This is a genomic window from Candidatus Alkanophaga liquidiphilum (genome assembly GCF_053996935.1).
On record NZ_JBMXYC010000060.1, the window covers coordinates 1 to 13,191 of the forward strand.

The window sequence follows — 13,191 nt, forward strand, 5'->3', positions numbered from 1 at the left end:
AGGTTCGGAGCCTGCGTTATGTATGGTATAGACGATGGGTGCAATTTCAAGCGCTTTTTTGAGGAAGATGCGGTCCGCCCGCCTGTTGCTGCGCTGGGCGCCAAAAGGAGGGTTCATCACAACGACGTCCGCTGCCATCGCTCGCACGTCTCGAACGTCGCAACACAGAAATTCGACGGAGACGCCAAGCTTCTTTGCGTTTTTCCTCGCAACCTCGATGCAGCGGGCATCTTTGTCCACGCCGACGACTTTCTTTGCGCCAAGCAACTTTGCGCCGATGGCAAGGATGCCGGTACCGCAGCCGAGATCGTAAACAACACCGCTTAGCTCGCCACGCATGAATGCGAAGTGTAGGAGCTCCGCCGCCACCACTGCAGGCGTCATATACTGCTCGCTACGCACGTCCGCCTCGCTTAGGTCCTCAACCCCCTCTAAAATTATTTCAAGCTCCTTTTTCCTCATCCGGCTGCACTGCCGCTGCTCGCCGAGTGCGAGCTACATAAGCCTTGCGTCTCGCTTCAGCTCTTAAAAGCCCGCCTCTTTAGCATCCTCTGCTCCTTCATCATTTCCCAGTGCCTCGTTGTCCGCATGAAGTAAACCATCAGGTCTCGCTCCTTCGGATATGCCGTCAACGGATATATGATGTTCGGGTTTTTGTTGTCCACGGCGTAGACGCCGATTTTGTATCTTGTGAGGCGATCGCCGGAGCTTGTAAGCCAGTTTTCGAAGTCGTTAAGCGTGACGCCGAACTGCTCTTGGAAAGCTGGGACAACGACGGCGTAGTCATGCTCGCCGCCGTATTTCCCCCGAAGCTCTATCATCCGCTCGCCAATACTCGCAAGAGTCTCATCCGCTCGCAAACCTACGCTCGCAAAAAATTTGCGGCGCCCCTTCTCCGCGTAGATGTCAACGTGCTTGCTTTCCTCTTTATCGGCAACGAGCGTGTAGCCTTTGTCCATAAGCAGATGCGAAAATGCGTTTTTTAGATATTGAAGGGCATCCCCCTCGCTTTCAAAGCTCACGGACTCCCGCTCTGGCAGCAACTCCTTCTTCAGCCCCTCCAATGGCTCAACCACCCGCTTCACTTTCGGCTCCCGCTTCACCTCGCTCTCTCCGTAATAAAGGTCGGAAATTTCTCGACCTTCGCTGTCGATGAGCCGCAACGCCAGCAGCACCCGAACGACGTTCGCAAACTCCTTCTTCTCCACGATTTTTATGTCAGCGACCTCCCAGTCCGCCGGATACGGCAGCTTTATCTTTAAACCTTGTTTCTCAAATACTTCGTTGACTTCGGCTACGGTTACCATTATTCCTATTTGTGAGACGGTAAAATTTGATAGTAACGGAAGGCGCCGCCTTCCGCAAAGAGCGTTGGTATGCGCTTTTCTCTCTCTCACTTTATGAGACACAGAGACACAGGCAGGCATTCAGCTCTTCCTGCGCCGCCTTATCACGTCGTTGAGATGAGCGGCGTTCGTGTTGATGCCGGCGAGGACATCGGCGCCGTATTCGAAGAGGATCTTGGAAAGGGGCGTGCTCGGGCCGGCGACTACGGTGAAGCCGCCGCTCAGCTCAAGGAGTTCCTGCAACGTCTTGTTCACGAAAGCGCTGCAGGACGACGAGGCGCACAGCGGCAGCGTCCGGGAGCGTGCCCTCGCGCGGCGCCTCTTGAAAACGTCCTTTCTCAGCCTTCAGCTCGCCCACGAACGGGAACTTGCTGAAGACGAGCGTCGAGATATCCGCCGACTGCTCACGCTGAGAAATCTAAAGGAGCCGCAGTGCCACTCGTCTGAAACTTCGAAGCTCCAGAATGCGGGCTCAACAGGGACGCTGCTCGTTGGGCGGCTAACGTTACCCGCAGGCTTCGATAGGACGTTCATGCTGCGGCTGAAGCTTCCCACCCTTCCCGTAAGTTTCGACGCCCGCTAGCACGTCATGCTCTACGAGCCGGAAATCAGATTCGTGAGCGAGGACCGCGTAGAGTGGGACTTCGTGCTGTAATGCCTAAGCTAAGCTAAGGACCAACGAAGCCACACTGTGGGCATACGTAGGGGTTACTGAGCTTTCGGCAACGCACGCATCTTCGAATCTCGTATTCGCCGCAGTTCGGGCACAGGAACGTCGTAAAGCCACGTTCAACGAGCCTCACGTTGCAAGAGATGCAGTGCTTTTCCATAACCTGCTCCCCTCCTTATTATTTTCTTGGACTTGAGGTCGACGATGGTCGAGGGCTTTCCGTATTTGGAAATGCCACCATCTATGACGACGTGAATCTTACGTCGCAGTCCCTCATCGACCTCCTCAATGCGAGTCGGCGGCTTCCTTCCTGAAATGTTTGCGCTCGTTGAGGTTATCGGACCCGTAGCATTTATTATTTTCCGTGCCAGCTCGTGCTCGGGGAGCCGCACGCCGACAAGCTCGGAGCCCCCCGTGAGGATATCTGGGAGTGAGGGGCGGCGCCGCAGAAGCAGCGTCACAGGTCCTGGCAAGAGCTGCTTTATGAAGAATTCTTCCTCCGCCGTTTCCACGATGGCGACCTCCTCCAGCATCTCGTAGTCAGAAACCGCTACGGAAATCGGTGAGCGGAAATCCCGCCCTTTCACCTCGTAAACCTTCACTATGGCGCTCTTAGAAAATGCATCAGCTCCAATGCCGTAAACGGTTTCCGTTGGGTATATTACGAGGTTGCCGGCTTTTATAGCCTTAACAGCTTTTTTTACCAGCTCGTCGCCCTGCAGCTTACGCATCACTCGAGTTCGAAAAAGAAAAAATAAATTATTCGAGGAGGAGCAACGAGAGCAGCTCCGGCTCGACGAGCATGTTCAGCAGCTTGAGCTTGCCCGCTTGTGCCTCTATGTTCTTCATGTTCTCCTTCTTCTTCCGGGTGGCGAGCGTCTTCACCGCATTTATTCCCTCCTCAGAGAGCGGCTGTGTCTCCAGATATCCTTTCTCGACGGCTTCCTTCACAAGTTCCGCACCACGCTCGCTGCGCACAATCACAGTGTTCCAGCCGAGCTCGGAGCCAACGCTACCGACACTCACGTCTGCGAACTCTGCAGCGAAATCGTAGCAGACCCGGCAGGCGGGGCGCATTGCTCCTTTCATGTCCTTTATAGGGATGCTCTTCTCCTCGCCTTTCACGGTTATCAGGAACTTGCCCTTCTTTATGTTGAATTTCTCCACGTCCTCAATCTTCACATCAATCTCGGCGAGCTTCTGCTTCAGCGCTTCCATGTCGAAGGTTTCCATGCAGAAGAGCCCGATGACCGCCGTGACCTTGTCAGCGCCGACGTCGAAGCTCTCGGAAAGTTGAATCTTGCGCATCGCTTGCACGTGGCACGGAAGTCCGACGAGCGCCAAGCTCTTCTTCCCGTCGAGTATTGCGTCGCCGACGCCGAGCAGCACGGGGCACTGTGTGTATTTCGAGCCTGCTGCCGCAAGGACGTCATCCTTACTCGTTGCGACGAAGGGCTCCGGCTTCCAAGCGTCGCTCTCAGCGGTCTTCGCCACCGCTGCAGCGTCTATTTTCCCACTCTCCAACAAGTAGGAGAGGAGCGCGGTGACGACGCCGCCGTCCTGCGCCCGCTTTTGGATTTCGGGGTCTTTTGCCCTCGCTGTCAGGATCTCCTTGTAGTAGCCGAGCACGTTGTCTTTGCGGACTTCGCCGAAGACCGCACGTTCGACGTCGAACGGTGCGAAGAACGTCCTCGGGCAGAAATCGTAGCAGGCGCCGTGATACTCGTAACACTTCTCCTTCGTCGTCGGCTTCTCGTCCTCATACGTGATATACTCACGGCAGAACGCCCCACAGGCGCCACAGTAGCAGCAAAGGTCCGCATACACCACTTTCGACTCAAGGTCGGTAATGTTCCCTTTCTCCTCCACCATTTTCTCACCTCTTAAACACGGAGCACGTCCTCCGCTCCCGCTTCTCAAACTCTTTCCACACTATCCAGTTGCGCCCGAACTTCTTCACCTTCAACAAATTCGCTTGCGACAGCTCAAGCACGTGCGTTTTCGCAGTCGCCCAGCTCACGCCCACTTTCTTTGCAATCTCCGAAATTGTCATCGGCTGCGCCTCGTTCGCCAGCAATTTCATGATTCGCTTCTTCACGTCCCCGCTCCCGACGGCTCCGTGCATCCTTAAGCTCCTTGTTGAGTTTAATGTTAATAAGTAATTAAGCTTTTCGGTTTGTGGTTGTTGCCCATCGCTTGGATGCGGCGCGTATGGAGATTATGCTGTCGAGGGGCAGCTCGCAAACGATTTATAAAGTTAGAGAATCATGTTGGTGTGATGCTAAAAGCCGTCCTCTCTACCGCTCCAACGGTCGTATTAATCATGTGCATTGTGGCGGCGTTCGCAACGCATGGTTGGCGGGCAGCTCTTTTTCCCGAAGATCTGACAAAGACTGTAAAGCGGCTCATGCCTTTCAAGCTCGACGCCGAAGCGAAATTTTTGGAAGTTGCGAGCTTCGAACTCTCTGAAGATGGGACATTCGTTCTTGAGCTGAAGTTGAATTCGCTGCTGAGCGTGCCCGTGCAGGTAGAAGAGCTTTCGGTGGAAGTTGCCGTAGGAGAAAGCACGAGCGTTGTGAGTCTGCCGAATGCCGTTGAAGTTCCAGCAAAAGGCTCGGCTAATTTGCGGCTGGAAGGGAAGCTACCAGCAGAAGCTCTTGAAAACGCCAAATCCTCAGAGCAGTTGACGCTTCGCAGCGCATCCATGAAGATAAACGTTAGTGGGATAATTCTGGAAGTGTGGGAATGAATTAGGGGATTTTAATGTCTGAGGAAAAGGTGTGGCGTAGAATAAACTGGCTGGGAGTAGTTGCGGGTTTGTTCACGCTGGCTTTGCCGCTCATGGGTGCGTGGTGGCGGCTCACGCTTGGCGACAGAGCCGTAATCATAGCGGTGTCACCGTTTGAGGTGGAGGTGTGGTTCTTTGGCAGTGAGGTGGTGCACTCGCCACTGTTCTGGTGGATTTGCCTTGCGCTCAAGCTCGTCGTCGTTTACTTGGGCATGCTTCTCCTCGTAGGCTCGATCCTCACCGCCTCAGAACGGCGAGCGACGGCTGCGGAAACGCTTGTCCTCTTCAGCGCAAGAAAGCTCCTCTGGCTCGTTATGGCGTTCGTTGCGGCGTTGTTCTTCCTTATCGTGCTCCTAAATTATTCCTCCGAGGCTTTCGGCGCCTTAATGGGCGGCGCCCCGCTCCAGCTACGAAGCGCCTTGCCTTACTTTTATGGCGAGGGCAGCGTCGTCATCGAGTTGGCGAACGCCCGCTTCTCCGCCCCCGTCCGCATGACGCTCACGCTCGCATTCGTGGCGGCGGTGCTCGCTGCCGTTCTTGGCGTTGCCTCTCGAATCTACCAGAAGAGACTTTAGGCGACGGGATAGGGTGACTGGCAGTGGGAGATATAATACCAGTTAATTCTAAGCGGTCAATCTGAAAATATGATTCTTGGCATAGACGTGGGCGGTGCGAACACGAAGGTAGCCTCCTCTGGCGGGGAGTTCGTGGAGTCAGTGTATTTGCCGCTTTGGAGAAAGAAGGAGGAGCTGCGGCGGACGTTGTTGGAGTTGCGGGCGGAGGTGGAGGAGCGGTTCGGCGAGGTAGAGATGGTAGGCGTAGTGATGACTGGCGAGCTCTGCGATTGCTTCAGGACTAAGCGGGAGGGCGTCCGCTATATCGAGAGCGTTGTCCGCTCGGCGTTCCCCGAAGCGCTGTTCTTCGATAAAAGCGGCAACTTTAGAGAAATAGATGAGGGCGACGAGCCTTCCTTCGCTTCGACGAATTGGCTGGCGTCTGCCACGCTCGTCCGCCGCACTTTCGGAGAAACGCTCTTCGTGGACGTCGGCAGCACGACCACCGACATCCTTCCCGTTAAAGAGGGCATGAGCTGGAAGTCCGACTTGGAACGCTTGCGGACCGGTGAGCTTATTTATAGCGGCGTCCTCAGGACAAGCGTTGCCACGATTCTGCGGGAGGTGCGGCTACAGCGGCGCCGCTATAAAATCTCAGCGGAGCTTTTTGCAGTTGCTGCCGACGTTTATCTCCTTTTAGGCGATTTGCGGCATGCGGACTACACCTGCGAATGCCCTGACGGCTACGCATACACCGACAACGCTGACGCTAAGAGCGAGACCGCAGCACTACGGCGGCTTGCAAGGTTGCTCTGCTGCGACCTTGAGGAATTAAGTAAGGGGGAAATTTTGGAGGTCGCAAGGCAAGCGAGGGAGGCGCAGCTAAACGAGCTGATGGAGAGTATGAGGTGGCTGAGCAGGCGTTTTCAACTGCGCACGGTCGTCTCCGCTGGCGTCGGCGAGTTCCTCGTTGCGGAGGCGGCTCGTCGCCTCAACCTAAAACGCACCTCGATCTCGGAGGTTTTTGGCAAAGAAATATCAAAAGTGTTCCCGGCATACGCGACGGCGAGACTGCTGGAACTCTGAAATCCTTAGCTCGAAAGTTAGCTTTTGTCAAAAATGAGGGGGCATATGCTCTGAACAGGTCAGAACTTCATGTATTTCCTTGATGTTCGCGTCCGTCTTGAAGCCGGTGTCAGAAAATACTGTTTTCGATGCTGAGAAGCCGGCAGCCCTTAAAGCTTCTAAAACGGACACTAAAGGCAGAGGAGTGATTTTAAGCCGTTTGCATAACGCATGATGCTCGTAGTAGAAAGGGATGTCAAGCTCGTCCCTACTCGTCTTAAGGATTTTTTCGACTTGCTTTTTCATACCGAGTTCAAACCTATTTGCTGCGTGTAGAGCTTCCTCGCAGAACGTTTTGTTCTTTATTGAGCCTAAATAGAGCGGACCTGCGACCTTCATCCTGCTGCCGCAATGAGAGCAGCGCCCCGCCCCTCTAAACTCTAAGAAGTCCTTGCAATTGAAAAGGAGGTGGTTGCCGCAGCCAAAGCAGTGGGCGACGAAGCCGAGCTGTTTTAATGATGCATCAGCCTGCCGTGCGCCCCGCTCAACTCTCAGCACGAGGCGGATGAAGTGCTTTTTTGCATATACAAGGAGCGGCGTCGCCGCTTTCTCGTGCGCCGCCAGCCTTCGAATTACGGTGCCGAGCAGGATGCGGACGCTCATCTCCCGGTGGTATTCGGTCTTCAGCGGTCTCGCTTCGTATTTCCTCGTGCCTGCGGGGTGAGCGCCGCAGAGCGGCGCAGTGTCCGTAGCGGTGACGAGCAAGAGTTCGGTGACGCTGCGGCACGCTGAGTCAAGAAATGGGACCGGCGAGCCGAAGGGGTCCAGGTCCACGATTTCGTAGCGGCGCTCGGAAAGGAAGACGTTAGCGTCCTTGTTGTGTGCCCTCGCAAGTCTCTCCACATTGTTAAGCTTGATGTTTTCATTTATGAGCATGTAAGCTTCAGCGCTAAGGTCATTTATCTCGGCGGCGATGCCAAGCTCGTTCGCAGCACGAACACCTCGCACACCCGTCCCCGCAAGCGCGTCTGCGTATCTGCGCTCTTTTTTAGGAGCGATGCGTGAGAATGCGGCAAGGCAGGCAATATCCACATCCCGACAAAGCTCCATCTTCGGATTATAGAATGCTGAACGCTTTATTTCCGCCGGAACCTTTAGCTTCGTGGTTCCTTCCTGCTTAAGCAAGAATTCCGCCCGCATTTTAGGCTAAAGCCGCAGGGACACTGCCCGCCACTCCTTGAGCCTTGGGAAACTCAGGACTCCAGCCTCCTCATCCACGGCGAAGACCTCCATCTCCTCCAGACCTATCTCCTTTAATATCGGCGATAAAAGCTCTTCAGCACTCGCAAGGTTCACGGGCGTGCCGCCGGCGAGCGGGGAGAACGCCGGCATCACTATCAGGTTTGCGTTGTCGAGGGCACCTCGTAGAAAACACGGGAGTTTCACTCTAGCGCCGACGCGGTCACCCAGAACGAGCACAGGATGCTCGTGTGCGATTATCACGTTTTCGAAGTTTTCAGCATTTAATGTGAGGTGTCCGTGCGAGAGAAGAGTGTCGCCCTCGGTGTGCGAACTTACGACCTTTACGGCGTGGCGGCGCAACGGCGAGAGCTTCGTGTCGTGGTTCCCCCGCACCAAGATTATCTCCTCGAAAAGGCTGGACGCAAACTCCATGAACATCGGGACCTCCCGCCACTCCTGAAAGCTCGCCCTTGAAAAAACATGCTTCAGGTCGCCATTTATTATCAGCTTCGAGATTTTCTCTCCCCCGCTGCAGGCTTCTGCCTTGCATTCCAGCACTGTGGCGGCAACTGCGAGCAGCCGCCTTTTCACCTCTTCGAGTTGCCGACTCGGCATCGTAATGCCGCTGCTTTCAGCTAAAGCCTCCTCGTAGCCTAAATGGAGGTCCGCAATGCAGACGGCGTCGCTATCCCGCAAGTATAAAGCGGGGTAGCCGCCGATTATTTCTATTTCCTCTCCTATCTCAGCCTGCATTACAAGCTATGTTCCGACCCTTACGTTTGAGACGATGCCTTTGAGGGTTGCGATGGCGGAGAGCGCCGCAAGATAGCTGGTCTTGGGGTTCGACGGCGACGGCACGTTTTCGACAAGCGTCACGAACCTCCCGAATTCGCCACGGACTTCGACCTCGTGGATGTTCTTGTCAATCGTGGGATCGGCGACGACTTCTACCTCAGTCTTCTCGACGCCGATGCCCGCAAGGCTTAAGGATGCTGCAACGTTCACGTTTTCGGGGAACAGCCGCACCGCTTCTTTTGCGCTTCCTCGGAACAGGACTTTCGGCTCGCTCGCCTCGTTCAGCTCCTCAAAATTCACGTGCTTGTTGCCCTCGAAGCCGCACGGCGGCTTCCTCGTGCGTAGGCGGACAGAATGAATCTTACCGATACCCCCTGACTTCAAGCCGTCTATCCCAACGACTGCCCCCGAGGGAATGTAAACACGGCAATTTTTCTCCTTAGCGTGCCGCTCCACCTCCTCAAGCAGCTCTGCGTCCACTAAGGCGCCGACGCTTAAAATCAGGGCATCCTTCCCCGCCCTTAGCGCTGGAAGCACGAACTCACAGACCGCAGACTGTGACGCACACTCCACGAGCAAATCTATGTGCGGTAAAAGCTCTTCAAATCCCTCACCACTAAACTTAATGAACTTGGGCTTCTTCCTGAGCATGCCGCAGAGCTTTTCCACCCGCTCGGGATGCCTGTCCACCAAGAAGACAAGCTCCATACGCCCGTCTTCATCCACAGCTCTGCTTATCTCCGTTCCTATGGCGCCACAGCCAATAATGCCCACTCTCATTTCCCTTTATTTTTCCATTAAAGCTACTTTCTTTTCTTTTTCACCTCGGTAGCAGACCGCAACACAAGCGCATAGTTTTGCTACCAATGGTAGAGCCGCTATGCTCCTTAGCCCATGCGAGTGTAAAGCTAAACGTAACCCACATACCTGTCATCAAACGGCATGAACGTAGGTCTTTGCTCCCCCCTTCTTTCCTGCTCTGCCATCCTTCGCATTTCCTCCTCTATAATCTTTATCTCCTTATCAAGCGCATCAGTGCTGGCTTTTATGCCAAGGATACTCGTTAGCGCCTTGAATACCGCCTTTGCCGCCTTTGGGTCGGGGTATTCGCCGTGCGTCTCGCCGAGGAGGCAAACGCCCTCGAAGCCACGCTCCTTGCCGAGCCCGAGGAGGAGTCCCGCCATCCCGGTTATCGGACCGTGGTAGCCCCGCTCCACGTGGACGCCGTGCTTTTTTATCTCCTCGACGAGGCGGGCGTCGGTGGCGACGCCATAGACTTTCGGCTCTGCGACGTGGCGACCGGTGCCGTAGCCTCCGAGAGTGAAGACGCGGCGAACGCCGCACTTGGCACAAAAGTCAAGAATGACCTCCGCAAACATGTAGTAGGATTCCAGCGTGCTGCCCTGGTAAGGTCCGACGAAAATCATGAGACTCTCCTCAGGGTCGTAATAAATCTCGTCTTTTAAAAGTTCCACGACGCCATCCGCATACATTATTCCAGGGAGGGGCGATGTAGCTCTAACAAAATACGGCGAATATACATTAGCAAGTTTTATCGCATCTAACTCCCTTATCAAGTGCGTGGCGGCGAGCATGCCGACGTTGCCCAAGCCGCCTAACCCTTGCACGAACACTGGCTTCTCTAATTGGGGCAATTCCTTTTCCAGCTCTATCCTCACTTTTAAGAAGTCTATTTTCTTCTCCATCGTTCCAACATTTGTTACCCATTTAAATATTCTAAACCCGTAGCATAATAGATGGGCATTGACGCCATCGAGGTAGAAAAAAAATGGCAGCGCCGCTGGCAGCACCACAAGATTTACGAGGCGCACGTGCGTGACGACGCTTCAAAGTTCTACGTGAATGTCGCATACCCTTACCCGTCGGGGGCGATGCATGTTGGGCACGGGCGCACCTACACGGTTCCTGACGTCATTGCCCGCTTCCAGCGGATGAAGGGGCGGAACGTGCTGTTCCCCATGGCGTTTCACGTCACTGGTGCGCCGGTCATTGGCATCGCACGAAGAATCGCAAAAAACGACCCTGACGCCATAAGGCTTTACCGAGATTTGTATAAGGTTCCGGAGGAGACGTTAAAGAAGTTTTCTGACCCCTATGAAATCGTCTCGTATTTCAGCAATGAGTATAAGGAGGTCATGGACGCCCTCGGCTACTCCATTGATTGGCGGCGGCGCTTCACCACCGTGGACCAGCACTATAAAAAATTCATAGAATGGCAGTTTTTGAAGCTCCGCGAGAGGGGCTATGTTGTTAAGGGCGAGCATCCGATAAGATACTGCCCGTCGTGCAAGAATCCAGTCGGCGACCACGACCTCCTTGCGGGCGAGGGTGCCAGCATTAATGAGTTTGTGTTGCTAAAATTCGTCCTTGAGGGTGAGGAGCTTATCTTGCCGACTGCAACCTTACGTCCCGAAACCGTTTTCGGCGTCACTAACCTTTGGATAAATGATGAGGCTTCTTACGTAATTGCTAAGGTTAAGAGGGGTTCTGGGGAGTTTGAGCGTTGGTTGGTGAGCGAGCCTGCCGCTGAGAAGTTGAAAAATCAAGGCTACGAGGTGGAAGTGGAGGGGCGGGTGGGAGGCTCGGACTTCGTGGACAGGCAAGCGTTGAACGTGGTTGATGGACGCACCGTGAAAATCTTGCCCGCAAGCTTTGTTGACCCTGATTTTGCGACGGGTGTCGTGATGAGTGTGCCTGCGCACGCGCCGTTCGACTTTGCCGCTCTCCGAGATTTGCATAGGCAGGGCAAATACTTGAACGTTTTGCCTATCCCGATAATCGAGATTGAGGGCTACGGCGAAATACCCGCAGAGACTGTCGTCATGAGGATGGGCATCGAAAACCAGAACGACAAACGGCTCGAAGACGCCACCACCGAGCTTTACACCGCAGAGTTCAACAAGGGGCGGATGAAGGTTGATGCGATGGGGTTAGCAGGCGTGTCGGTGAAAGACGCCCGTGAAACCGTGAAGGAGACGCTTCTTGCGGACGGCAAGGCTGCGTTGATGTATGAGTTCAGCGAGCGTCCCGTGGTATGTAGGTGCAACACTCCCGTGGTAATTTCGGTGCTGAAGGACCAATGGTTTTTGGACTACAGCGACGAAGCATGGAAAGATCAGGTGCGCGCGTGCTTGTCGAGGATGAACGTGGTGCCGCCCGAGATTTTTGCAGAGTTCAAGCAAGTCGTGGAGTGGCTAAGAGAGTGGGCGTGCACCCGTAGAATCGGACTCGGCACGAACTTGCCTTGGGATAAAGAATGGATTATCGAGCCGCTCAGCGATTCCACTATCTACATGGCGTATTACACAATCTCATACAAGCTACGTGAATTGCGTCCTGAAATTCTGGAGCCCGAGGTGTTTGACTACATATTTTTGGGAGCTTCGCTTCCTGAGGAGAAGAGGAAAAAGCTGAGCAATGAGGAGCTGAGGTTGCTTGACGAGATGCGTAGGGAGTTTTTGTATTGGTATCCCTACGACTACCGGCTTTCGGCGAGAGACCTCGTCGGGAACCACCTGACGTTCCAGCTTTTCCATCACGTCGCAATCTTCCCGGAAAACCTCTGGCCGAGAGGCATGGTGGTCTTCGGGATGGCGACGCTCCAAGGACGTAAGATGAGCAGCTCGAAAGGCAACGTTGTCCTCCTGAAAGATGCCATCGAGAAATACGGAGCAGATGCCGTCCGCATGTTCCTCATAGGCGCTGCGGAGCCGTGGCAGGACTTCGACTGGCGTGACGAGCTTGTATTCTCAACGAGAAGGCAGATAGAGCGATTTCTGAGCTTCGCCAATGAGGTAATTGACATGGAGTGCGCTGTGGATTTCAGAAAGAGCTTAAAGGAGGCAAAGAGGGAAATAGAGTTAAAAAGCATAGACAGGTGGCTGCTAAGCAAGCTTCAGAGGCACGTTAAGGAGGTAAACGAGGCGTTAGAAAACTTCCAGTGCAGGAGGGCGTTACAGCACGCTTACTACGAGATTGACGGCGACCTACGTTGGTATAGGAAGCGAACGTCTATCGAGAGGGAGGGAGCGAAGTGGATATTGAAGAAGCTGCTTCATGTTTGGGTGCGGCTGCTCGCGCCCTTCATCCCGCACGTCTGCGAGGAGGTTTGGGAGCGTTGGGGCTTTTCCGAGCGTGAGGGCTACGTGTCGCTTGCGCCGTTCCCAGAGGTCGACGAAACACTCGTGGACAAAAAAGCAGAGGCTGCCGAGGAGCTTATAGAGTGGGTCTGCGACGACATTTCCGAAATTCTGAGAGTCATAAACGTGAAGCCGCAGAAAATCATTTTGTATGTGACACCTGAATGGAAGAGGCGAGCGTTCTCGAAGATTTTAAACGAAGTAAAGGCGGGTAAGGGGCTTAGGGAAGTAATGCCCATAGTGATGAGAGCGGAAGAGATGCGGCTGCGAGGTAAGGAGACTGCGGACTTCGTGAGGAAGGCAGTGGAGCTGATTAAGGATAAGGGAATGGAGAAGAAGGATTTCTTTGAAATAGATGAGAAGAAGTTGTTTTTGGAGGAGAAAGAATTCTTTGAGAGGGAGTTCTCATGCGAGTTTAAGATTTACGAGGCTGAGGAACTTGAGGGGCTGAGCGGCGACGAACGCAAAAAGCTCGACCCGCAGGGCAAAAGCAAGGCGGCAATGCCCACAAGACCTGCGATTTTCGTGGTTGCCTGAAATGTCATGGAGTTATGTCGTGGATGCACCAGTT

General features: G+C 54.3%; 16 protein-coding genes. 5 read left to right on the top strand and 11 right to left on the bottom strand.

Going from position 1 to position 13,191, the window contains the following annotated elements; all coding sequences use genetic code 11:
* From ACXJJA_RS07830 to ACXJJA_RS07840, 3 genes are all read right to left on the bottom strand, one after another.
* A partial coding sequence (locus tag ACXJJA_RS07830) for an METTL5 family protein (RefSeq protein ID WP_456487657.1) occupies positions 1-462 on the bottom strand: 462 nt, incomplete at its 3' end.
* A 56-nt stretch (positions 463-518) separates the two neighbouring features.
* On the bottom strand, positions 519-1,307 hold the full coding sequence (locus ACXJJA_RS07835; RefSeq protein WP_456487658.1) for a hypothetical protein: 789 nt from the start codon (positions 1,305-1,307) through the stop codon (positions 519-521).
* Between the two features lie 120 nt (positions 1,308-1,427).
* On the bottom strand, positions 1,428-1,601 hold the full coding sequence (locus ACXJJA_RS07840) for a Rossmann-like domain-containing protein (RefSeq protein WP_456487659.1): 174 nt from the start codon (positions 1,599-1,601) through the stop codon (positions 1,428-1,430).
* Between ACXJJA_RS07840 and ACXJJA_RS07845 the strand changes: the two genes are divergently transcribed.
* Positions 1,594-1,929, top strand: a complete 336-nt coding sequence (locus ACXJJA_RS07845) for a hypothetical protein (protein WP_456487660.1) — start codon at positions 1,594-1,596, stop codon at positions 1,927-1,929. The two genes, ACXJJA_RS07840 and ACXJJA_RS07845, sit on opposite strands and share 8 nt — an antisense overlap.
* 85 nt (positions 1,930-2,014) lie before the next feature.
* Here ACXJJA_RS07845 and ACXJJA_RS07850 read toward each other — a convergent pair whose 3' ends face one another.
* From ACXJJA_RS07850 to ACXJJA_RS07865, 4 genes are read right to left on the bottom strand one after another with little or no spacing between them, the layout of a single operon-like run.
* Positions 2,015-2,149, bottom strand: coding sequence for a zinc finger domain-containing protein (locus ACXJJA_RS07850; RefSeq protein ID WP_456487661.1), 135 nt, complete (start codon positions 2,147-2,149; stop codon positions 2,015-2,017).
* Entirely contained in the window at positions 2,136-2,747 is a 612-nt protein-coding gene (locus ACXJJA_RS07855; protein WP_456487662.1) for an L-threonylcarbamoyladenylate synthase, read from the bottom strand. Before ACXJJA_RS07855 ends, ACXJJA_RS07850 begins: the two co-directional genes overlap by 14 nt.
* Before the next feature lie 28 nt (positions 2,748-2,775).
* On the bottom strand, positions 2,776-3,888 hold the full coding sequence (locus ACXJJA_RS07860; RefSeq protein ID WP_456487663.1) for a Coenzyme F420 hydrogenase/dehydrogenase, beta subunit C-terminal domain: 1,113 nt from the start codon (positions 3,886-3,888) through the stop codon (positions 2,776-2,778).
* Between the two features lie 4 nt (positions 3,889-3,892).
* Entirely contained in the window at positions 3,893-4,141 is a 249-nt protein-coding gene (locus tag ACXJJA_RS07865) for a winged helix-turn-helix domain-containing protein (protein WP_456487664.1), read from the bottom strand.
* Positions 4,142-4,294: 153 nt separating this feature from the next.
* On the opposite strand from ACXJJA_RS07865, the gene ACXJJA_RS07870 reads away from it, so the two are divergent.
* From ACXJJA_RS07870 to ACXJJA_RS07880, 3 genes are all read left to right on the top strand, one after another.
* The gene (locus ACXJJA_RS07870; RefSeq protein WP_456487665.1) at positions 4,295-4,765 is read left to right on the top strand and encodes a hypothetical protein; all 471 of its coding nucleotides are present in this window, start codon (positions 4,295-4,297) and stop codon (positions 4,763-4,765) included.
* Positions 4,766-4,779: 14 nt separating this feature from the next.
* Positions 4,780-5,379, top strand: coding sequence for a hypothetical protein (locus ACXJJA_RS07875; RefSeq protein ID WP_456487666.1), 600 nt, complete (start codon positions 4,780-4,782; stop codon positions 5,377-5,379).
* A gap of 69 nt (positions 5,380-5,448) precedes the next feature.
* Complete coding sequence (locus ACXJJA_RS07880) at positions 5,449-6,444, top strand: hydantoinase/oxoprolinase family protein (RefSeq protein ID WP_456487667.1); 996 nt, start codon at positions 5,449-5,451, stop codon at positions 6,442-6,444.
* Positions 6,445-6,471: 27 nt separating this feature from the next.
* On the opposite strand, the gene ACXJJA_RS07885 is transcribed toward ACXJJA_RS07880, so the two are convergent.
* From ACXJJA_RS07885 to ACXJJA_RS07900, 4 genes are all read right to left on the bottom strand, one after another.
* Complete coding sequence (locus ACXJJA_RS07885) at positions 6,472-7,608, bottom strand: tRNA (guanine(10)-N(2))-dimethyltransferase (RefSeq protein WP_456487668.1); 1,137 nt, start codon at positions 7,606-7,608, stop codon at positions 6,472-6,474.
* A gap of 21 nt (positions 7,609-7,629) precedes the next feature.
* Positions 7,630-8,418, bottom strand: a complete 789-nt coding sequence (locus ACXJJA_RS07890) for a metallophosphoesterase (RefSeq protein ID WP_456487669.1) — start codon at positions 8,416-8,418, stop codon at positions 7,630-7,632.
* Between the two features lie 6 nt (positions 8,419-8,424).
* On the bottom strand, positions 8,425-9,240 hold the full coding sequence (locus tag ACXJJA_RS07895; RefSeq protein ID WP_456487670.1) for an aspartate dehydrogenase: 816 nt from the start codon (positions 9,238-9,240) through the stop codon (positions 8,425-8,427).
* A 128-nt stretch (positions 9,241-9,368) separates the two neighbouring features.
* Positions 9,369-10,166 carry a PAC2 family protein gene (locus ACXJJA_RS07900; protein WP_456487671.1) on the bottom strand — a complete coding sequence of 266 codons (798 nt, stop codon included), beginning with the start codon at positions 10,164-10,166 and terminating at the stop codon, positions 9,369-9,371.
* Positions 10,167-10,217: 51 nt separating this feature from the next.
* Between ACXJJA_RS07900 and leuS the strand changes: the two genes are divergently transcribed.
* The gene (gene leuS, locus ACXJJA_RS07905) at positions 10,218-13,157 is read left to right on the top strand and encodes a leucine--tRNA ligase (RefSeq protein ID WP_456487672.1); all 2,940 of its coding nucleotides are present in this window, start codon (positions 10,218-10,220) and stop codon (positions 13,155-13,157) included.
* Positions 13,158-13,191: the final 34 nt, after the last annotated feature.